Genomic DNA, 22927 nt, shown 5'->3' on the forward strand with positions numbered 1-22927 from the left:
ACCTATATTATAGCAAAATTATAGCAAAACATGAAAGCGCTGAACAATTTAGTTTTATCTGCATAAGGTAAAACTACTAATTTTTGCATTAGGAAAAACTTCTGCCAGTGCATCCCGTGCATGATAAAGCGTTCTGCCCGTAGTATAAATATCATCTAATAAAAGTATCTTGCATTTCTGAAAGCTAATCGTAAAGTTTTTCTTAACAAAAAAGCTTTGCTCACTACTTAACCTTTCCGCGCGGTTTTTTTCTCCTTGTGCACCAAGTCCTGCCTTCTTCTCCAATACATGGGTTAATGAAACAAGATTACCATATATTGAGCTGACAGTATCAAATTGCCTTTGTTCAAGATGCTCTGGAGAAGTGGGCACAGGAATATAGAGATCAGCTTTAAACTTAGCCAAATCTTCCTGACATAAATCATATAATACTCTGTGCAAAGCATAATCGCCATACCGCTTATAATTAACCATTAGGTCATGAAAAGCCCTATTATATAAATATACGGAATGGTTTTTCAATAATTTTGGGCCATAGATTTTCTGCCAATTAATGCAATCTGAACAAATTTTATCTTGGCTCAATTTGCCAAAACAAATTGGACAGTGTTTATCAGGAATCCGCATATATTTATTTTGGCAATTAGAACAGATGCATTTAGTTTCCTGTTTGTTCCAAGAGAATAATTGGATAAATGACACTTTAGCAACAAAAAACTGACCACACAGTAAGCATTTTTTCATTTATTCATCTCACGAATTTGTTTCATAGCATCACGAATACTTTTAGTATATTTATGATAACAAAATAAAACTAAACCACTGGGATCTGTTTTAGCTCGACCCACTCTACCAGCTATTTGTACTAAGCTCGAAGCAGAATAAATTTTATCATCTGCTTGAACAACAATTACCCAGACATGATTAAAAGTAACCCCTCGTTCCAATATTGTAGTCGTCACTAACAGCTGAATTTCTCCTGCTCGAAACTTTTCAACTTTATTAATTCTATTAATATCATTTGCATGAACTCCAGAAATCTTAATTTGACTAAATTTTGGCTCTTTTTTCAGGGCATCAATATAAAAGTTTATTTGATCAACACGAGGTACAAAAAGCAGTAATGGATGGCCTGCTGCTATAACTTTTATAATTTCTTTAATGAGCCTAACATTGATCTTGTTTTGGCGCAGAAAAGGACGAAGAAACAATTTTTCTTTTGGTACAGGTAAAAGATTTCCATGGAATCTTCTTTTCAACTTTAATTTTCGTAATTTACCTTTTTCTACAGATACCAATAAATCTTTAGTAGGCGTTGCAGTTAAGTAAACGCGTTGACCGCTATCATTAACTGCATTTTTCGCTGCAAAATGTAATTCCGAATTATGGACATAGGGAAAGGAATCAGCTTCATCGATAACAAGCAGATCAAAAGCATGGAAAAATTTTAATAATTGGTGTGTTGTACAAATGGTTAATTGTTCCAGTCCAGGCTCTTGATACTCACGCCCATGATATTTACCGATTTTAATCTCACTAAAAGCTTTTTGAAAACGCGGGTATAACTCGTTTACAACATCAATTCTAGGCGTGGCTATACAACATCTTTTTCCTTTTGCCAAACAGTGTGCTATTAACGGGAATAACATTTCTGTTTTACCTGCACCGGTTACCGCATGGACTAATGAATCTCGACCATATACATAATTTTCAGTTAATTTATGTGCAATCTCAGCTTGTAGTGAGGTTAGTTCACCCTTCCACGTTAATCCACCATTTGCTTTTATCGAGAAATTTATTTTTTGTTCATTGCGAATTAAATAATCACCCTCCACAATTCTTCCCAGACCAATGCATGCTCTGCAATATTTTTTGCCACTTGGCAGTTTGGCATAAACCCTGGCATTGCAGCGTAAGCAGCGACCATTTTTAATTGCCTCGATTTTGGTTAAGCCAGCCTTTGTGCTAAAATCCATTTGACTACTAAGCCATTGGCGGCCTGCAAGATTTGAAATATCTTCCATTTTGTCCTCCAATAATACATACGCAAAAAAGGGCTGATTTTTTTGAATGAAAAAGAAAATTATTTGACCATTAAAGAAAATGGCAATCACAAATTAACGATTAAAAAAAGTCGTTTTATTACGACTTTAATACGGACCCCAACTATTGAAGAAGCTGAAAAGGCAATTGCCGCTGTGTCTGACAAATACCGTGATGCCACTCATAATACGTTTGCTTATACTATTGGTCTCAACGATGAGCATGTTAAAGCCAGCGACAACGGCGAACCTTCTGGTACGGCCGGAGTTCCAGAACTAAAAGCCTTGCAGTTAATGAAACTTAAAAATGTCACTGCAGTAGTTACGCGCTATTTTGGCGGAATAAAATTAGGGGCTGGAGGTTTGATACGTGCATATTCTAATAGTGTGACTAAGGCAGTGGAAGCCATAGGCGTAGTTAAACGAGTTCAGCAACAGGGGGTTAAATTTCAAGTCGATTATAAAAAATTTGATGAAATCCAACACTATCTTAATCAACAAAAAATCTTTATTGACAATATTGATTATGGCGTCAGCGTGACAATTTCAATTTACATTGATGAAGGCAAATTAAAGGAATTGGAAAATGATCTCACTAATATTTTGTCCGGAAAAATACAGTTTATTTTTCTGCCTAAAAGATATAATGAGGTTCCCATTACTCAGCACAATTATCATGATCAATAAAAGCGTAATTCAATAACTATATAAAAGAAGAAGACAATCCACATTTAAAGAAGTTGTCTTCTTTTTTCTTGCTAATTTTGGCAATAGTCAAATTAACTTTTAAACTAAAATCTCTTGTCAGTATCTGCCAAGTTTAATCTTTCTTTTTCTTCTTTAATTGTTCAGGCTTGTCTTGCCCGAGGTGCCAAACTTCCACCGTAGGATCTTTTTTACTGCGAGAATTAATCAGTTTTTGGGTCAAATTCATCAGCGGTTTATATTTTTCTCCTAAAAGACCAATAGATTCCACAAAAAACTCTAAGGCAACTGCCAGACCAGCAATTAAAACCCACATTCCCCACATTGGTGACAACAAAAACAAGAGAGAAATGAATGAAAAAATAAGCGATAAAGCATAAATGGTTAAAACAGTTTGTCTGTGGGTCAAACCCATTTTCATTAGTTGATGATGCAAATGGTGCTTATCGGCTTGCGAAACGGGACGGTTATTTAATTTGCGCCGAATCATGGCATAAATTGTATCTGTAATGGGAACGCCTAAAATAGTGACCGGTACTAACAGAGAAATAAAAGTTACATTTTTTAAACCTTTAAGTGAAAACACCGCAATCATAAAGCCAATGTATAACGCCCCTGTATCACCCAAAAATATTTTTGCAGGATGAAAGTTATAGGGCAAAAATCCCAATAGACATGCTGCAAGCATAAAACAGCCAATAGGTATGTATAATTGACCGGTATGCAGGAAGAAATAACCAACGATCCCCATGGTAATAAGTGAAATCATTGAAACCCCATCGGCCAGGCCATCAAGACCATCAATTAAATCAACTGCGTTAGTTAAGGCTAATATCCAAAAAATAGTAATTGGTAAGCTCCACCAGCCTAATTGTATTTGTTTATTAAGAAAGGGCAAATTCAAGACGTTCATCCTGATGCCGGCAAGAAAATAAATTACTAAAGCACCAATAAATATACCCAACATTTTTTGCCTTGGCTTTAGCTCCATAATATCGTCAATTATGCCGGTTAAGACAATCACACTGGATCCTAAAAGTATGCTAAAAGCCTCATGTGTTGGAAATTGCTCACGCAATAAAACAAAAGCGCCAATATTGAAGGTCACAAAAATACCCAATCCGCCTAAAGTTGGCATTGGTTTTTTATTTACCCTTCTTTTATTTGGAATGTCGACTGCCCCTAATACAAAAGCCAATCTCCTAATAAAAGGCGTGATCGAAGCTTGTATAATCACTAAAAAGAATAATTCAACAATAATTTTAAACATAGTCGGCTACTTTCATTTATAGTTGTCTTAATTATACAAGCTCGAATAAAAATGCACAAATTAGGTTAATTGAATACTGGTTTTTTTAACAAAAAATTGTTATTTATAATATAAAAAGAACTAGGTTCAAATGAATCCAGTTCTGATTAATTAACAAAATATAAAAACTACATGTGAGAGGCAGTTGAACTTGCATCAGCCCCTACTTTGACATTAGTTGCAGCACTTTCTCCAGCTATTCTTCCAAAAACAACAGCATTAGTAATGCCCATCCCACATCCAGGATAAGTCATTCCGCGCCAACCACCTGTAGTACTTCCTGCAGCATAAAGATTGTTTATCTTTTTATCAAAATTGTCCAGAACTTCTGCTTTGGTGTTAATAGCTAATCCACCTGCCATGTCTGGTGTTGAGGGAGCTAGTTTAGCAGCATAAAATGGTGCTTTGAAAGCTGTTAAATCTTTTTGACGACCAAATTCTGTATCTTCACCATTAATAACGTCATTATTCCACTTTTTAATTGTTTTCTCTAATACCTCTTGGTTTAGGTTAATCTGTTGAGCTAATTCTTTTATCGTATCAGCTTTCTTGAAGTAACCATCTTCTACCTCACGTTTTAAATGTGGTGACGGAGCTGGTGCTGAAAAAGCAGCTGGCATTTCATTTGCCATGCCTTCATCAAAAATTAGCCAAACGTAGCCTTGATCAAGACTTGCGATTTTCTTAGAGGCATATTCAAAATACATATCTTCCCTAAAGTGCCTTTTAGCATCTGTGCCTACCCAAATGTAAGGCTTTGTCCAGGCAGTACACAGAGGACCGATACATACATTATCGCCGGATTGAGTACCAATTGAGTTGGCTATTGGCATCCACATATCTTTTAACTTAGCGCCAATTTCAGCGCCCATAGTGATACCATCACCCATTTGTCTGATTGAGCCATATGATTCTCCAACAGCAAAATCAGGCGCAAAACTCTTAAGGATTTCTTTATTACGAGAAAAGCCTGCTGTAGCAATAATAACACTTTGGGCTTTGTAGTTACCCTTATTAGTATGTACACCCACTACATTATTATTCTCGTCAGTTATTAAGCTCTCAGCTGTGATATTAAAAATAAATTTTGTGCCAACTTCTTTTGCCTTATTGTAAAGCGGCTTTGACAGACCATAGCCACTTTTTTCGACAGTTAAATGTGATCTGGCTGCCGGAATAGCATAGTCTTTCATTGCTTCTTCATTGCCAATTTCTTGGACTTCTTGAAAATTGACACCAACTTCATCAGCCAGCCATTCATAATCTTCTGCACCATGTTCAACGATTGTTTCTCTCATGCCCGCATCTTCATAGCCTTGACCAACTGCTTTTAAATAATTATTCCAGTTTTCCTTGGTATCTTTTATTCCCTGAGATTTTTGCAAACTAGTGCCCCCACCAGCGTTGTAATAACCGCCAGACAGAGTCATATCGGACAGCATGTAACTTGAAGTATATTCTAAACAAATTACTGAGGCACCTTTTTGCCTTGCAGAAATAGAAGCTGAAAGACCAGCGGCACCTGCACCAATTACTAAAACATCAGTTTGATCTTCAAATTGCAAATCATCTGGATTAACGTTACGGTAGTCCTCACCATTAACCTTTTTTGCAGTATTTCTCAAATCTACTTTTTTATCAAGACCACTAGGATCGCCAGCCTTTGAAACTGCATCTCTGACTGCTTTTTGGACGGCTTGAAAACTAATAGTTGCTCCAGTAACTGCATCAATGTTATATGACTGATGCTCAACAATTAGCTTTGGTGCCTTTTTCAATGCAGCAGTGCTTATACCAGAAGTTTCATCTTGCTTATCAATTGTTACATCCGTAATTTTATTGTCTTTGACTGTTACCGAAACCTTGACTTCACCTCGATTACCAGAACCTTGTCCTTGATAAACGCCATCTTTTAAATTTGCCATTTCTTATCCTTTCGTCAAAATCTATGCCTGCTTCAACGCAGATTCTACTGCTTCTTTAAATGCGCGACTTGATGCAGAAGCTCCAGAGACAGCATCTACGTTAGCTGTTTTGTTAGTCAACATTTCTTGTTTCATTTTCTTAATCGCTTTTTCACCGTAGTCGGGCGATTCGCTTTCTTTTAAAACTTCAATATTGGTTGGACGCTTATCACTGTCAACTGTTACTCGCACTACAATTTCATTGCCCATGCCGCTTGAAGATTTACCAATATATTGATTTTCAGCAGTTGAATAGCTTTCTTCTTTAACATCTGATTCAGGAAATGCAACATCAGCATTATTTTCACTAACACTGGCACCTGAGACTACTTGATCATTCTTAATTTTGGCGGCATTTTCTCCGGCTATTTTACCAAATATTAAGCAGTCAGCCATGTCACCCCCGCCATTGTATTGATTTGCACCTATATGACCCAGTTCACCAGCAGCATATAAGTGTGGCAAAACTTTCTGATCTGTATCTATGACTTCAGCATTTTCATTTCGACGGGGACCACCTTGGGTGTTTAACATGGTATGTTGTTGAGCTAACGAATAGAACGGACCTGTAAGTGAAATTTTGACCATTGATTCTGGCTTACGTCCACACTGATAGTCGACTCCCTGATCAACAAAGAAATTATATGTGTTCAAAGTATTTTCTAAAACTGCCGGATCAACTTTAATTTCTTGAGCTAAATCTGCGATAGTTTCTGACTTAACTACTTTACTTAGAGCCTCTTTTTGAAATTCATCATTATCAGCTGAGAACAGTTCATCGTATTTTTTCTGATCAAAAATCATATGAGGATGTATTTGAGCTAAAGGAATTCTCCAAAGACCATGATTATAGCGATGACCATGACGAGTTGGATCGTCTTCTGCTACATAACGCGTACCATCATCACCAACTGTGATCAAGGATCCAGCAAATAATGCTTTCCATGCCATAATGTTATGAGCTCTTTGGCCTTTAGGAGCAGCTAAATTAACAGTCCCACCGGGTTCATAATTATTCATATGCCATAAATCTGCACCAACTTCTATAGCCATCTTGATGCCATCGCCATTGTTATAAAGCGTACCGTATGGTAATAAATTAGTTTCACCTAAGTAGTCCTGCACCATTTGTTCGTTATTTTCAAATCCACCAAGAGCTAAAACTACACCATTTTTTGCTTGAACATTGAACAGCTTGCCTTTATTTTCAATCTGTACACCTACAATTGTCTTACCTGTATCCTGAATTAAATGCTTTGCTGGTGTTGAATAAAGTATATCAATCTTGTCGCTGCGATCCAGCACATTCTGTCGCAATTTTTTCCAAAGAGCAGCATCAAATATCTGATCATGCACTAACAAGTCATCATTGGTGTCTGCGCCTTCAAATTCAGGATATTCAGCACTCATATAAGCCAGCATAGCAACATTTTTGTTTCCTGGATTGCTTTTAACGCTGAATGCTTTACCACCCAAATATTTTTCAAAGTAATCTGGTAAATTGACCATCCCTTTTACAAAAGTTTCAAGCACCTGCTCATCTAAATCCAGTGGGGCAGTCATTTTTTGATAATACTTTTTGAGCTTGTCATAATCATAACCTGCTTCAACAATCTGACCACAGTACCGGGTATTACCACCCTCATGTCCTTCCGGCGCACTGTCAACTAGAAGAACTTTTGCTCCTTTATCTGCTGCAAAACGCGCCGCTGTAGCACCTGCTCCGCCAAAACCTATTACAACAACATCATAAGTAGCATTCCAAGATTCATTATCTTTTAAAAACATTTTGTTTTCTCCTCAATTAAATTGCATTAATACTATTAGATTGTAGAATTTTTTGCAGTCTGTATTCTCTGACCGTAACTCCAGACCATTTTTTAAAAGCCTTATAAAATGAAGCAACACTATTAAAACCGACTAAAAAACTTACTTCAGCAGTATTTAAAGTCTTATCTTGAAGCAGGTTTTGTGCCAAAATCTTTTGCACAATACTGAGTTGCTCTTTAAATGTAGTACCTTCATTTTGCAGCCATCTTTGCAAGGTCCGTGAAGAAATACCCAGTTTATTTGCTACATCGTTTAGCTGAAAATTACCCCCAGCAATCAGTTTAAAAAGAGTGTTTTGCACAACAGCTGAAATTGGAGGATTGATATTTAATTTTTTGATGTACTTTTTTAAACCGGGTTCAATAAAGTTCCACATTACATCATTTTTAGTTATAAATGGTTGTTCTAAATCACGCTTTCTAAACACCAAATAATTGTCTAAACTATTTTGACCTTTAATGCCTAAATAATCGTTAATTTTTGATCCATATTTGTATTTGCTACCAATAGACACGGGAATAATAGTTTTATTCGTTCCTGCTCTAATCAGACTAACCAAAGATATTTGATCAACCAGTAAACTAAATCGTGAGTATTTACGATATTGATCTAAATATCTAATATGAATTCTTAAATTTTCACCTTCTTTAAATCTGCCCATTTCGATTGGCCCTATAAGCTGCTGGTAAGTCGCCAAACGGGAAATCGCCTGTTTTCCGTTTTTACTTGACAGTGCAGCAAAATATGGAGGAACAAACTGGTAAAAATTGCGGACATTGCTGCAAGCCAGCAACTGTTCGTCACTTGCTTTTCTATCAAGCACCTGAAATACATGTGAATTCTTAATCCACTTAGCATTGAGATATTTATCCATAACGCTGGAATCAAGTAAACCAGAAATAGAATCAAATGGATACCCTAGCTCTTGCAAAAAATCTTTCAGCTCAATTGTTATTTTTGAATTCACAGCAGTTTCCTCCATTCAATTTTAATTGTATACCCTTTCACTTTAGCAAAATATGTCTATTTACGATAATATATGTCGAAATGTGCCACATTTTATTTGTTTTTATAAAAATAAATAAATAAAAAAGGCTGAATTTTTTAGAATTCAACCTTATACTTTTATTTTGCAATAGTTACAGCACGCTTTTCACGAATAACTGTTATTTTAATATTACCCGGGTAATCAAGTTCTTTTTCAATTTGATTACGAATGTCTCGTGCCAGTACTGTAATACGATCATCTGAAATCTTATCAGGTTCAACCATCACGCGAACTTCACGTCCAGCCTGAATAGCATATGCCTGCTTAACTCCTTCATACCTGTTAGCTATTTCTTCCAGGTCAGTAAGTCTTCTAATGTAGTTTTCCAAACTCTCGCTTCTGGCACCAGGTCTTGCAGAAGAAATTGTATCCGCTGCAACTACCAGTTCAGCAATAAATGATAACTTCGGCACATCCCCATGGTGTGCTGCAATTGCATTAACAACCACATCCGGCTCGTGATATTTCCTGGTCAATTCCACGCCAATTTCAACGTGTGACCCTTCAATGTCATGGTCGACTGCTTTTCCAATATCGTGTAATAATCCCGCGCGAACCGCTAATTTTTCATTTAATCCAAGCTCCGCAGCCATTGTTCCAGCTAGTTTTGCAACTTCAATCGAATGACCCAAAACGTTTTGACCGTATGATGTACGGTACTTGAGTCTACCCAATATTTTGACCAACTCTGGATTCATTTTGTGAATCCCCAGTTCCATTAGAGCGCTTTCGCCAGCTTCGTAAATATCATCATTAACTTCTTTACGAGCTTTATCAACTGTCTCTTCAATTCTAGCTGGGTGAATTCTTCCGTCTTTAATTAAACGCTCCATTGCTCTTTTAGCAATTTCACGCCGAATTGCATCAAAACCACTCAGTGTCACAACTTTAGGTGTATCATCAATAATTAGATCCACACCCGTTAGTGCTTCAAAAGATCTGATATTACGCCCTTCACGACCGATAATTCGGCCTTTCATTTCCTCATTAGGCAAATCAACTACTGACACCGTAGTTTCGGCTACCGTATCAGCGGAACTGCTTTGAATAGCATCAATAATGATTTTACGTGCATAGTGATCCGCCTTGGCTTTCACTTCTTGATTACTATTACTAATCATTTCTGCTCGTTCTTTAACTAATTGGTCCGACAATTGATTTAAAACAAGCTTTCGCGCCTGCTCCTTGTCTAAGTGAGCAACTTCATAGAGCTTTTGTGTAGTCTGTTCGACTAATTCATCTGCCTTTTGCAACTTAGTGGTCAATTCATTTTGCTTATTTTCTAGCTGTTCGTCTTTTTTAGCTAAATCATCCTCTTTTTCCTTTAGCAAAGAGTTTTTATGATCAAGAGTATCCTCTCGTTGAGTTAAGCGATTTTGATCACGTGCTATTGTATCACGTTTGTCGTTTAATTCATCTTCAACTTTTTGTCGATAATCTTGAATTTGTTCTTGGGCTTCAAGAATTTTTTCTTTTTTGGTGTTTTGCGCACTTTGTTTTACAGCGTCAGCTGCCTGCTTTTGTGCATTGACTTCTGCTTTAGCAGCATCGACTCGTGCTTTTGCTTCGGTTAAAATATGATCGGCATCGTTTTGAGCATTTTGGGCTTTCTTTTCCCAGATATTTTTACGTATAGCGTATCCTACAACTATGCCTACTATAATTGAAATAATAGCAATCGCGACGGGAATCAAAAATTTACTCATCATGATTTCTATCGCCTTTTTTTATTTTTTTAGATTATTCACACAATATTAATGATAAAGAACCACGGAGATTATGTCAAACGTCATGAAAAAAACCTCGACCAGTTTTCACAGGTCAAGGTCTATTTCCTCATAATTAGCTTTTGCTGTCAGCTTCTTTTTTATCAGAAGCTTCCTTTTCTTTGCTTGCAGCCTTTTTAGCTTTCTTCTCTTTTATTTTTTCTGGATCTTCTCTTTCAGCTACGGATTCTTCATCAATGCCGAAAGCCTGACGAACTTGTTTCTGAACATCATCATAAACATCAGGATGATCTTCAAGATACTTTTTGGCATTTTCTCGTCCTTGCCCAATTCGTTCATCATGATATGAATACCAAGAACCAGCTTTAGCAATAATGTCCTTGTCAGCAGCCATGTCTAGAAGTTCACCACTTTGAGAGATACCTTTGCCGTACATCATATCAACTTCGGCAACTTTAAAAGGCGGAGCAACTTTATTCTTAACAACTTTGATTTTTACGCGGTTACCAGTGATTTCACCACCAGTTTGTTTAATTTTTTCTGCTCTTCTAATTTCAAGTCGAATAGTTGCGTAAAACTTAAGTGCACGACCACCTGGCGTAGTTTCAGGATTACCAAACATGATCCCCACTTTTTCACGTATTTGATTAATAAAAATTGCTATAGTTTTAGTCTTATTAATATTACCTGAAAGTTTACGCAATGCTTGACTCATTAAACGTGCTTGCAGTCCAACGTGGCTGTCGCCCATTTCGCCGTCAATTTCAGCTTGAGGCACAAGTGCTGCAACCGAATCAACTACTAAAATGTCAATCGCACCACTCGTAATCAATGTATCCGCAATTTGCAATCCCTCTTCACCAGTGTTAGGCTGGGATAAAATTAATGAATCAACATCAACGCCTAAAGCTTCCGCATATGCCGGATCCATGGCATTTTCAGCGTCAATATAAGCAGCCGTGCCACCTCTTTTTTGCACTTCAGCAACCGCATGTAACGCAACTGTCGTTTTACCAGAAGACTCTGGTCCATAAATTTCTACAATTCTACCACGGGGATAGCCGCCAACTCCTAAGGCCGCATCAAGAGCAAGCGAACCTGAAGGAACAGTTGAAATTTTGGTGTCGGCCTTATCGCCCATTCGCATGACGGCGCCTTTACCAAAATTCTTTTCAATTTTCTTAAGTGCATTTTCCAATGCAGCTTGTTTTTCATCTTTGGCCAAGACTCTTGTCCTCCTATAAATAGTTTCATCATTTTAATACGTAATAATTATACTTTGCTTTAGTGTATATTTGCAAGAAAAAAGGCGAACAAATGTTTATTAATTTTATTCACAATAATAATTACGTAAAAATTGCCAAAAACTTTTTTAGTTTGCCTTTTTTAATCCCTTGGGTTGTAATATTTTCTGCAAAAAATTCAAAATGACGTCTGCTAAAATTGCCATTAATGCTGTAGGAAGAGCTCCAGCCAGTATGATTGCACTGCCGTTGGTAGCATTAGTACCACGAATAATAATGTCACCTAAACCGCCAGCACCTACAAATGAACCAATTGATGTAATACCAATAGCTATGACTAAAGCATTTTTTAAGCCTGCTATAATAACTGACATTGATAAAGGCAAACGAACCATGTAAAGCAGCTGCAATTTTGTCATACCCATCCCTTTACCAGAATCAATAACATTTTTATTAACATTACTCATACCAGTATATGTATTTTTAATAATAGGCAAAAGTGAATAAAGCGTAACAGTGACGATAACAGTCATAACGCCCAAACCCAAGCCAATCATTACGATGGATAAAAGTGCCAAAGATGGAATTGTTTGGATAAAATTGGCAATTTCAACAACAAAATCACCTAAATGACCATTGCGAGAGATAAAAATTCCTAGAGGAATACCTATAATTGCAGCAAATAATACCCCGTAGATTGAAATGAGGAAAGTGCGATTAAATTGTTCTAATACATAACTGCCATTATGGGCATAATAATAAATAAATTGCTGCCACAATGATAAATGAGACATTATTTCTCCCCCTTAAAGTAATTATGTTTTACTAAAAATTGATGTGCAACAATAGACGGCTCGAGCAACTTGTCATCAACTTGAAAATTCATTTTACGAATATCATGCACACTCACATTGCCAACTAGTCTGGTCAGTATTGGCTTTAATTCAGGATGCTCACGCAATAAATAATTATTGATTAACATCCCACAATTATACGGTGGAAAGAAATGTTTATCATCTTTGAGGAGATGTAAATTATAGCTGTCAATTCGACCATCTGTTGAATAACCCAAAATAACATCCATTTTTCCACTATTCAAAGCGGAATAAACTAAACCTATATTCATAGGATGGGCTTTAGCAAAAGTCATTCCATAAGCTGTTTGAAAAGCCGGATAACCCACTCCTGGAGCATTAACCCATTCAGATGCTACACCAAAAGAAAATTTGTCTTTAACTTTCTTTAAATCTGAAATTTTATAAAGATGATATTTCTTTTGATCTTTTGCTCTAACCATAAAGGCATAATTATTAGCAAAACCATAGGTATGCAAATAGGTTTGGTCCCATCTCTTTTTTACTTCTCTGCGAACTGTATCATTTGCCTTCTTGGAATCTTTAATCGCAGTTAGCAGCAGATTGGCTGTTAACTCGCCACCATCATACGCGGCTGCTTGGATATCAGCATCATGCCGAATTAGAGCTTGGTGCTGCATCGGTGCAGAACCCAAATTATTAACAATAGAAGTCTTATATGACGTCTCGTGCTCAATTAATTGGGCAACAATATTTGCCATAATTTGCGATTCAGTCGTTGTCAGTGCCGTAATTTTAATATCTTTTTCACTACCTTGACTGTCAGAAAGTCCTGGTAAACCACAAGCACTAGTAGTAAGCAGTATGAGCAAGGTGGTTATCATCAGCAATATTTTTTGCAAATACTTTTTCACGATGAACACCTCCTTATATTCCCTTTGGCGTCAGCTTACGTTCCAGCTTACCCAATAGGTAATCCGTTAATAGAGCCAAAATGATTACAGGAATCGTTCCTCCAAAAATGAGGTCTGTTTGGTAGAGGCTAAGTCCATTAAAAATAAAGTCTCCTAAGCCGCCAGCTCCGATGTATGAAGCAAGTGTCGCCCAGGCAATTACATAAATAGCAGAAAGTCTGATTCCTGCCATGATTACGGGCATAGCTAAAGGAATATCAACTTTTAAAATAAGCTGCATATTAGTCATGCCTAACCCGCGTGCTGAATCAATTGTATCTTGATTAACATCAGTTAGCCCTACATATGTGTTGCGTAAAATGGGCATTAAACTATAAAGAAAAAGAGCTATGATTGCGGGCAGTTTCCCAACACCAAAAAACGGTATCATGATTGCCAGCAAAGCCAAAGCCGGTATAGTTTGCAGCATACTGGCTATTGCTATTACTACTTTAGCAATTCGCTTAAATTTCATTAATATCACGCTTAAGGGAACTGCAACAATTATTCCTAACCCTAAAGAGATAGCAGAAATATATATTTGTTGCCAAGTTTTTACTAATAATTCTGAACCGTGTTGTGCAAAAAAGGCTGACATTGTTATTTCGCCTCTTTTTCTGAAGAATTTTGCAGGCGACTTTTATCGCCCCATATTTTTTCATAAACAACATTTACTAAACTAGCACGTGTGACTATACCTACTAATTTTTTATCAGAATCCGTTACGGGTATGTAGCTCTTATTCCGACTCATGATCCGACTAAAATTGTCACGCAAATATTCCTCAGGACCGACAGTGCTCAGTTTAGTAATCAAAATATCACTGACACTACTTACTTTAGGGTAATTGCGTTGCAAATCATCAATTGAAATGTAGCCTTTAAGGTGGTCCCCATTATCAACGACTAAAAGCGTATCAACTCTATGCTCCTTCATCATGGTTAAAGCGTCAGTGAGCGAAGCTCCTAAATCAATTTTAGTTGGGTTAGTCAACATCACGTTTTTAACTTTTACAGTTTCATATTTTGCTTCTGACAAACGCTCTTCACCAATCAAGCTCTTAACGTAATCATTTGCAGGATGATGTAGAATCTGGTCAGGTGTTCCTACTTGAATCAATTGCCCATCATGCAAAACAACTACTTTAGTGGCAAGCTTTAATGCCTCATCCATGTCATGAGTGACAAAAACAATTGTTTTGCCTAATCGCACTTGTAAATTTTGAATTAAATTCTGCAAACTTTCACGAGTTATTGGATCCAGTGCGCCAAAGGGCTCATCCATTAATATCAAGTTTTGGTTTGCAGCTAATGCACGCACAACTCCAATTCTTTGTTGCTGACCGCCCGATAACTCTGAAGGATATCTATCTAAATATGACTCAGGTAATTCAGCCATTTTAATAAGTTTTTGCGCCTCACCAGCCAGCCTGTCCTTAGGCCATTTTAGTAATTTGGGTACTAAAATAATATTTTCCCTGATGGTCATATGAGGCATTAATCCATTATTCTGAATAACATAACCTATGTGCCGCCGTAAATTAACTGGGTTAAAACTTTTAACATTTTTGCCGTCAACAAGCACTTCACCCTTAGTTACACTATTCATGCGATTTATCATACGCATTAAAGTAGTTTTTCCTGAACCGGAGGTACCAATCAGGCAGCAAAAATCACCTTTTTCTATTTTGAAACTAATATGTTTTACAGCTGCATTTTTCATCTTAGGATATATTTTTGATACATCCCTAAATTCAACTGCTGGTACTTTTTCTACCATAAAATTTCCTCCTTTTCCAATATTCCCTTAATCTAATCCTAACAAGTAAATGGAACATAATCAACAATCAGCATTTTTTGGAGACTTTTATATTAAAAATCACGCACAAAAAAGCACCACTTATAGTAGTGCTTTTTTATAATTTATCCCATCATTAAATTTACATTGAACCTTCAAAAACATCCCATGAGCTGTGGAAATAGTCCCAGCCTGAGTAAATAGTAAAAATTAGTGCAATATATAGTAAAATAGTTCCTATATGATAGAAATCTCCAATTAATAAAAAGATTATTGATAGCATTTGACAAGTCGTTTTAATCTTACCGGGCATAGCTGCAGCCATAACCTGACCCTTATTTTCTGCCAGTATTAAACGTAAACCTGTTACTGCCAATTCACGACAAACGATAATAGCGATAACCCAGGCAGGAGCCAGATTTAGCGAAATTAACATTATGAAAGCAGTCATAGTCAACATTTTATCTGCCAGCGGATCAGCAAATTTACCAAAATTGGTAACCAGATTACGTGCTCTCGCTATATGCCCATCAAACCAGTCGGTTGCAGATGCCACCGCAAAAACAACAGCAGCAATGACTAACTTCCAATAAACTGTTGTTCCTGCTACTTTAACGCTGGCATCGCCACCAAAAATGACAATTAACATAAAAACTGGTATTAATAATATTCTAAAAACCGTTAACTTATTAGGTAAATTCATTCTTAACTTTTCCTCCCAAAATAGTTATCTTTCATTACTTTCATTCCCACTGGAAGAATTGCTTCCAGAATGACCAGATTCACTACTATGATCATTATTATTTGACTGATTGTCGTCATGACCTGACTGACCATTTTGATTACTCTGGTTATTATTTTGATTATTTTCTTGGCTATTGGTCGAACTAGAATGATTATTGTCATTAGCATTAGCATTATTGTTATTGCTATGACCGCCAGTTTGATTATGACTCTGATTTTGATGATTTGAGTTACTATGTTCAGAATTATAATTAGTGGTTCCAGAATTATTCTGGCCACTCTGTGTTTGACTATTATGACGTTTACCAATATAAAATGTCAAAGAAAGATTCGAATTCTGAGCAGTGTATGGAACTTTTTTACCACCAATTGTAACTGAAGTTCCAATAGCATTACTGAATGTAACAACAACTGTTTGTGCAGTTTCAGGAATCCTCAGCGTATGCTTTTGACCAGCGGTTAATGTCTGACCACTTTGGTTAACGCCATTCATTGCAATAGAAACAGTAGTGGCTTGATCACCAGCCCGCACGACTAAGTTGCGATTATTTTTTAGACCAGTAATCTGAAATTGGTTTGCTGCCAATTCTTTAATTTTTACGCTTTTCTTTTTAGGCTTTTTAACCTTCTGATGACGTTTGCCATTATCTGAAGAAACAGAAACATCCCCTGTTGTATTGTTATTTTGATTGCGACTAGAAGAAAAATGAGCATAAACAACATAGCATACCAAAACAACAACGATTATTCCCAGACCAACAATAATCCGTGGAAGGTAATCCTGCCATATTTTTTTCTTGTTATTAGTAGTTTTACGGACTTCTTCACTTTTGTTGTCAATCGAATCTTCGACAAATTCATCAGGCTCTGCCTTAGGAATATCTTCATGATATTCACTTAAAAGCTTTTTACCATCCAAACCGACTATTTGGGCATACTGCCTGATAAATGCTCTTACATAAAAATCTCCAGGAAGTTTATCAAAATCGTTTTGCTCGATCGCCGTCAGATATCTGCCTTGAATTTTGGTTGCTTTTTCAATATCTTCAATTGAAAGTCCCTTAGCCTCTCTGGCACTGCGTAATTTATCTCCGATATCTGCCATAGTTACCTCTTTAAATTCTAAATTTACTCTTTGAGTATAACATATACTACATATTATTTTTACATTTATATGAGCCAGCCGCCACTAACATATATTGTTTGTCCAGTTAAATATCCTGAATGGACGTCAAGTAGTGTCCTAACCCAATAGGAAATATCTTTGCCTTCTGCTAAACGGCCAACAGGTATTTCGCCTCTAACTTCTTCCATTGCTTCAGGTGCTAATATTGAATTCATTGCTGTATTAACAGCACCAGGTGCTACAACATTTACCGTAAGATTGGCTGAAGCAACTTCACGGGAATATGCTTGTGCGAAACGTTCAAGACCTGATTTAGAAGAACTGTAAACAGCTTCCATAGCACTGCCTGAACCACCATAAACCGAACCTAAATAAACGATACGACTATAATTATTTTTTATCAAATGGGGTTCTAATAATCCTGTTAGTTTAATTGGTGTAATCAAATTAATGTGCAAAATATCATCAATTTTTGCCATATTTTGACTACTTACAAAATTATAATCTGTAATTCCCTGAGCAAACACAACAGCATTTACTGGCAAAAGATTATTAACAAATTCTTTTAACTCATCATTTTTAGCCAAAAAATCCAATTTTATAGGAATAAAGTCCTGATTAGGATATTTCTGACTCATTCCTTCAGCCATAGTATAGGCTTCCTGCCAATTTTTACTGCAATGAACATAAAGAGACCAACCAGCTTGGGCTAAGTCAGCACAAATAGCTTGACCAATGCCACCTGTTGCACCAAATACAAGCGCTCGCTGCAATTAAAACATTCCTTTTATTTTAAAATTGTATGAAGATGACCATATAGCTAAACTATTTTTAGAAAATAAATTCAGTTATGCATTCATATTCGATTATATTTTAACATTATTTTTTGGCAAGTTTGAACTAATAAAGCGACTTGATAAACTTTCTTAAAAATTAGCTTTTGTCTTCATCTTTTTTAGGCGGTAATAATACTTGACGAGGTTTTGAACCTTCAGATGGGCCCACAATGCCTTTTTCTTCCATTGCATCAACAATTCGGGCAGCACGATTATATCCTATGCGAAACCTTCTTTGTAAGAGTGACACACTAGCTGTTTGTTGCTGTCTGACCAGTTCAACAGCCTGATCATAATATTCATCCTCTGGTTCGTCATCTTGTTTCTCAGAATTTTCTTGACCTTTTTGTGGAATCATACCTTGATCATATTCAGGTTTTTGTTGTTTCTTTACCCAAGAAATTATTTTCTCAACTTCACTAGAAGAAACATAAGCACCCTGAATACGCTCAGGTTTAGACGCTCCGACCGGCATGTACAACATGTCACCTCTGCCAAGCAGTTTCTCGGCACCAGTTTGGTCTAAAATTGTTCTTGAATCAATACCACTCGAAACGGCAAAAGAGATTCGCGATGGTACATTTGCCTTAATTAAACCGGTGATAACATCAACACTCGGCCTTTGAGTAGCCAGAATCATATGAATTCCTGCAGCACGAGCCATTTGCCCTAGGCGGACAATTGCACCTTCAACATCGCGGCCACCAACCATCATCAGATCACTAAGCTCATCAACTACGACCAAAATATAAGGTAATAGTTTCATTTTCGGCTTTGACTTTTCCTGATTATTAAGTCGAACCTTATCATTAAATTCGCCAATATTACGAGCACCACTTGCGGCAAATAATTTATAGCGTCGTTCCATTTCTTTAACAGCTTTACTTAGAGCATTTGCGGCCAGCTTGGCATCTGTAACTACCGGTATCAACAAATGCGGAACACCGTTATAAACAGAAAGTTCCACCATCTTGGGATCAATTAAAATCAGTTTAACTTGATCCGGCAGTGCCTTCATTAATATACTCGTTAAAATAGTATTGATTGCAACAGACTTCCCCGAACCTGTTGAACCAGCAATGAGAAGGTGAGGCATTTTAGTTAAGTTTGCTGAGATAGTTTGACCACTAACGTCTTTTCCCAAAGGTACTTGCATAGGGTCTTTCTTAGCTTTATTATCTTGACTTTGCATTACATCTTTAAAAGCAACAACTGAAGTATTTTTGTTAGGTACCTCTATACCAATATATGGCTTACCCGGAATAGGTGCTTCTATTCTGATATCTTTTGCAGCCAAAGCAAGAGCCAAGTCATCTGCTAAATTTACAATTCTACTAACTTTAACCCCAACAGCAGGCTGAACTTCATACCGTGTAATTGTTGGTCCTAAAATTGCTTTTTTAATAATAACTTTGACCCCAAAACTTTTAAAAGTAGACTGCAAGGTTTGCGTATTTTTGCGAATGAGAGCTTTATCAGTACTTTGGTCAATATTCTTAATGCTATCAAGTAAGGCTATTGGCGGCTTTTGATAATTAGGACTAACTTTTTGGTCTTGCTTAAGTTCGCCATGATCTACAGATCCTAATTCTTGTTTAATTTTTCTGTCTTCTTCAGCAAAAGAATGAGATTTGGGTAAATTGCTACTAGAACTAGTTGCTTTTCTCCCTTTTTCATTATCATTTTGACTGGCCACCTGAATCTGCGGCTCAACTGGGGCATGCTCTGGCATATCACCAAATTCAGATTCGTTTGCAACTGCATCGTCTGTATCCTGAGTATCTGTGAATTCTTCAGAAGACTCGTCATTAACGGCAAAATCATCAACATCGGGAAAAACCATATTTTTAGATTTTGATGTCTCCTGTGAATTCTGAGATTGTTCGTCTGAGATTTTCTGTTTCTTTTTCTCTCTAAAAGAACCATATTTATTTTTTATTTTCGTGCCGGCTGCCTTATTTTTATTAATAAAAAGCTGACTAACCTTCTGAAATTTTTGGATTATCGTGGCCAATTTTACATCAAAGAACATTAAAATGCCGCATGGAATCAGTAAAATCGCAACTACACGCAATCCTATATGGCCTAGTAAGGGATAAAATAATTGGTAGCATAATGCGCCAATGACTCCTCCCCCAACATGTTTAGTAACAGCCATGCGACCAAATTCAGCAGAAATTTCATGCCAAAAGGCATTCATAAATGCATTGTTTACAAATTCACTTTCAAAATAAACGCTGCTTTGGATTAATAAAAATCCCAGTATTGCAAAAAACAGGCCACAACTGCGTTTAAATTTAAAGTGCATTGGCTTATTGTAAATTAGCATGACCAAACCAAAAATAATGCAAATTCCAGCTGCTAATAAATAGGAATCTCCAAAGAAGAAACGAAAAATATTAGCAACTTGTTTTCCTAAAATTCCGTATTTAACAAATGCCAAGACTGATATAAGAATTTGTATCAGTCCAATGATTGCCCAGGTAATTCCAGTATTTTGTTTTTTCTGATGAGCCTTGGTGGTTTTTCTCCTTTTCTTTTTAGGCATAATACTACCTAATCAGCAATTAAAAATTTGCTTGGAAGTTCAAATTAACTGGCTCATCCAAAGTAATTTGAGTAACTTCATAAGTAAGGGTTTCAATATATTCAACTAATGGCCGACTAAGCAACTTATAGTCACTTTTTTCCAGATCACTGCCATCACCAAAATAATCTTTAATTTTAACGATTTGACTAATCATTCCGCTTACAGAAAAATCTCCTGGCGCAGGTGCCACGTCAAAAACAACGGTTACATCAAAATAATTGCCGTCAGTACCAGCATCAGTTGTGCCATCATCATTTTGTTTTTCAACCTTTTTCAAGCCAAAATTTACCTGATCTTTAGTTTCCGGCTCTTCATTAATATCATAATGAAAGTTTTTGACTATAACAGGAGTTTCTTTTTCAAAATCCATCTTAGTTTCCTCCTAAATTTCTTTCATACCGCTCTGGGCGATTATAGCTATCTTTTAATTTATCATTTTCATAATGATGTGTAGTTTCTAAATCAGGAAAACCCTGCTGACGCAATGCTTCAAGTAAAACTATCGCTACCGAATTGGCTAAATTGTAGCAACGAATATTATTAGACATTGGTATTCTCAAATTGCGGTCATAATATTCGCGCATAAATGTTTCAGGTAAACCAGTTGTTTCTTTACCAAATACAAAATAGTAATTTTTTGCAGAATCTGTATAGTCTACTTCCGCATAATTTTTGGAAGAAAACTTAGAAATAAGATACATTTCATCTTGGGGACCAAGTTGCTTCAAGAATGCATTAAGATCTTCATGTACGTGAACATCAACCTTATCCCAATAATCTAAACCCGCTCGCTTCATTTTTTTATTATCGATTTGAAAACCTAATGGCTCAATTAAATCAAGAACTGTATTAGTTCCAGCACAAGTCCGAGCAATGTTACCAGTATTAGCCGGCATCAGTGGTTCGTATAAAACTACGTGATTTGTCAATCTTTTTCTCCTTCACTAATTTTTTCACAAATAAGAATTATTTTTTTGGCGCCTTTTCTTCTGATTTCCCGCTTAAATTATTCGAGTTTTCAGCCACAACTTGGACGTTTTCTTCATCTTCCTTAAAAACTTGCGAAACCTTCCGGTAATAATTATAAACACGTAAAATGATGATTTTTAAAATAGCATAAATGGGGATACCAAAAATGACGCCCCAAAGTCCCCAAACAGCACTTGAGCCTATCAATAATAAAATAGTAGTAACAGGATGCATTTCCATCTTATTTCCCATTACCAAAGGACTAATAACTCTAGACTCAATGGTCTGTTCGATTGCAAAAACTACCAAAACTTTAATTACCATTGGCACAGAAAGCATAATAGCAATTACGATTACAGGTATAAAGGAAATAAAAGTACCAAAATATGGAATAAGGTTAAGAATACCGCTTAAAACGGCAAGGGCAATGCCATACGGAAGTCCAATGATACTGTAACCAATGGCAAACATGATTCCGACCCAAAAGGCAACAGTAAGTTGTCCCCTAATATAAGATGCTAGAGCAGTATTAATGTCGTAAAGAAGCTCACCAAAACTTTTTTGCCAGCGTTTCGGTGCAAATTGTGTTAAATATGGCCTCAGATTATGAGCATCTTTTAACATAAAGAAAAGAATAAAGGGTGCAGTAAGCAAAGTCATAACAATAATGGTTACAACACTTATTGCCGAAGAAATATTGCTTAAAGTTGCATTGATAGCTTCGTGACCTGATTTAAAGAGCATATCTTGAGCACGATTGATAGCATCATTAATATTGCCCTTTACACTATGCAGTTGCGGATTACTCAGCCAATCCTGTACCGCATTTGTTGCATCCTTCCAGATATGAGGCCAATGTACAATTAACGAGTTAATTTGACTTTGAACAATTGGCAATAAAGTATTAACTATCCAAACGAGCAAAACTGCTACCAAAACAAATAACCCAAGAATAGTGATAATCCTTGGTACTTTAAACTTCCGCTCTAAAATATCTACCAGCGGATTCATAATATAAAACTGAATCAAAGCCAGCATCAGTGGGGGAAGAATTGCACTTACAAAGACCTTAGCGGGATTTAAAACAAATGATATCTTGTTGAACAACCAAATCACAAGGAAGAACAACAAAATGTTTAGTAGCGCAATACTAAAACGATTATTCAAAAACCATTTCTGAAATATGGTTCTTTTTTTATGCTTCTTCTCGTAGTCCATCAAATCATCC

The 22927-nt window shown here is 36.4% G+C and carries 20 protein-coding genes; 1 reads left to right on the forward strand and 19 read right to left on the reverse strand.

Translation table 11 applies throughout. The features are described from left to right. Positions 1-54 precede the first annotated feature (54 nt). Positions 55-474: a ComF family protein gene (locus tag H3U49_RS10040; RefSeq protein ID WP_370466773.1), complete on the reverse strand. Its 420-nt coding sequence runs from the start codon at positions 472-474 to the stop codon at positions 55-57. A gap of 266 nt (positions 475-740) precedes the next feature. Beyond that, positions 741-2024: a helicase-related protein gene (locus H3U49_RS07535; protein WP_198180837.1), complete on the reverse strand. Its 1284-nt coding sequence runs from the start codon at positions 2022-2024 to the stop codon at positions 741-743. A gap of 42 nt (positions 2025-2066) precedes the next feature. Here H3U49_RS07535 and H3U49_RS07540 point away from each other — a divergent pair, with 42 nt between their 5' ends. Beyond that, positions 2067-2729 (forward strand): YigZ family protein, encoded by a 663-nt coding sequence (locus H3U49_RS07540; RefSeq protein ID WP_198180838.1) that lies wholly within the window; start codon positions 2067-2069, stop codon positions 2727-2729. 133 nt (positions 2730-2862) lie between these two features. On the opposite strand, the gene H3U49_RS07545 is transcribed toward H3U49_RS07540, so the two are convergent. The 17 genes from H3U49_RS07545 to H3U49_RS07625 all read right to left on the reverse strand — a co-directional run bounded on the left by H3U49_RS07545 (position 2863) and on the right by H3U49_RS07625 (position 22917). Beyond that, positions 2863-4017, reverse strand: a complete 1155-nt coding sequence (locus H3U49_RS07545; RefSeq protein ID WP_198180839.1) for a glycosyltransferase family 4 protein — start codon at positions 4015-4017, stop codon at positions 2863-2865. A 167-nt stretch (positions 4018-4184) separates the two neighbouring features. Further along, a complete protein-coding gene (locus H3U49_RS07550) occupies positions 4185-5981 on the reverse strand; it encodes an FAD-dependent oxidoreductase (RefSeq protein WP_198180840.1) in 1797 nt (598 codons plus the stop codon). A 21-nt stretch (positions 5982-6002) separates the two neighbouring features. After that, complete coding sequence (locus tag H3U49_RS07555) at positions 6003-7808, reverse strand: FAD-dependent oxidoreductase (RefSeq protein WP_198180841.1); 1806 nt, start codon at positions 7806-7808, stop codon at positions 6003-6005. Positions 7809-7824: 16 nt separating this feature from the next. After that, a complete protein-coding gene (locus H3U49_RS10045; RefSeq protein WP_198180842.1) occupies positions 7825-8817 on the reverse strand; it encodes a helix-turn-helix transcriptional regulator in 993 nt (330 codons plus the stop codon). 158 nt (positions 8818-8975) lie between these two features. Continuing rightward, the gene (gene rny, locus H3U49_RS07565; RefSeq protein WP_370466785.1) at positions 8976-10604 is read right to left on the reverse strand and encodes a ribonuclease Y; all 1629 of its coding nucleotides are present in this window, start codon (positions 10602-10604) and stop codon (positions 8976-8978) included. Positions 10605-10740: 136 nt separating this feature from the next. Further along, a complete protein-coding gene (gene recA, locus H3U49_RS07570; RefSeq protein ID WP_198180844.1) occupies positions 10741-11850 on the reverse strand; it encodes a recombinase RecA in 1110 nt (369 codons plus the stop codon). A gap of 147 nt (positions 11851-11997) precedes the next feature. Further along, positions 11998-12663: an ABC transporter permease gene (locus tag H3U49_RS07575; RefSeq protein ID WP_198180845.1), complete on the reverse strand. Its 666-nt coding sequence runs from the start codon at positions 12661-12663 to the stop codon at positions 11998-12000. Beyond that, positions 12663-13568, reverse strand: a complete 906-nt coding sequence (locus H3U49_RS07580) for an osmoprotectant ABC transporter substrate-binding protein (protein WP_198180966.1) — start codon at positions 13566-13568, stop codon at positions 12663-12665. Before H3U49_RS07580 ends, H3U49_RS07575 begins: the two co-directional genes overlap by 1 nt. A 43-nt stretch (positions 13569-13611) precedes the next feature. After that, entirely contained in the window at positions 13612-14235 is a 624-nt protein-coding gene (locus H3U49_RS07585) for an ABC transporter permease (RefSeq protein ID WP_198180846.1), read from the reverse strand. 2 nt (positions 14236-14237) lie between these two features. Then, positions 14238-15416 carry an ABC transporter ATP-binding protein gene (locus H3U49_RS07590; protein ID WP_198180847.1) on the reverse strand — a complete coding sequence of 393 codons (1179 nt, stop codon included), beginning with the start codon at positions 15414-15416 and terminating at the stop codon, positions 14238-14240. A gap of 160 nt (positions 15417-15576) precedes the next feature. After that, the gene (gene pgsA / locus H3U49_RS07595) at positions 15577-16137 is read right to left on the reverse strand and encodes a CDP-diacylglycerol--glycerol-3-phosphate 3-phosphatidyltransferase (RefSeq protein ID WP_198180848.1); all 561 of its coding nucleotides are present in this window, start codon (positions 16135-16137) and stop codon (positions 15577-15579) included. A gap of 24 nt (positions 16138-16161) precedes the next feature. Further along, a complete protein-coding gene (locus tag H3U49_RS07600) occupies positions 16162-17283 on the reverse strand; it encodes a RodZ family helix-turn-helix domain-containing protein (RefSeq protein WP_198180849.1) in 1122 nt (373 codons plus the stop codon). Positions 17284-17348: 65 nt separating this feature from the next. After that, positions 17349-18077, reverse strand: coding sequence for an elongation factor P 5-aminopentanone reductase (gene ymfI / locus H3U49_RS07605; RefSeq protein WP_198180850.1), 729 nt, complete (start codon positions 18075-18077; stop codon positions 17349-17351). Positions 18078-18237: 160 nt separating this feature from the next. Beyond that, a complete protein-coding gene (locus H3U49_RS07610) occupies positions 18238-20688 on the reverse strand; it encodes a DNA translocase FtsK (RefSeq protein WP_198180851.1) in 2451 nt (816 codons plus the stop codon). Positions 20689-20707: 19 nt separating this feature from the next. Beyond that, positions 20708-21100, reverse strand: a complete 393-nt coding sequence (locus H3U49_RS07615; RefSeq protein WP_198180852.1) for a DUF1149 family protein — start codon at positions 21098-21100, stop codon at positions 20708-20710. Position 21101: 1 nt separating this feature from the next. After that, positions 21102-21659, reverse strand: a complete 558-nt coding sequence (locus H3U49_RS07620; RefSeq protein WP_198180853.1) for a tRNA (cytidine(34)-2'-O)-methyltransferase — start codon at positions 21657-21659, stop codon at positions 21102-21104. Positions 21660-21696: 37 nt separating this feature from the next. Next, positions 21697-22917 carry an AI-2E family transporter gene (locus H3U49_RS07625; RefSeq protein WP_198180854.1) on the reverse strand — a complete coding sequence of 407 codons (1221 nt, stop codon included), beginning with the start codon at positions 22915-22917 and terminating at the stop codon, positions 21697-21699. Positions 22918-22927 lie beyond the last annotated feature (10 nt).

Origin of the sequence: Lactobacillus sp. W8174, from assembly GCF_016100975.1 — a bacterium.
Lineage (GTDB): Bacteria > Bacillota > Bacilli > Lactobacillales > Lactobacillaceae > Lactobacillus > Lactobacillus juensis.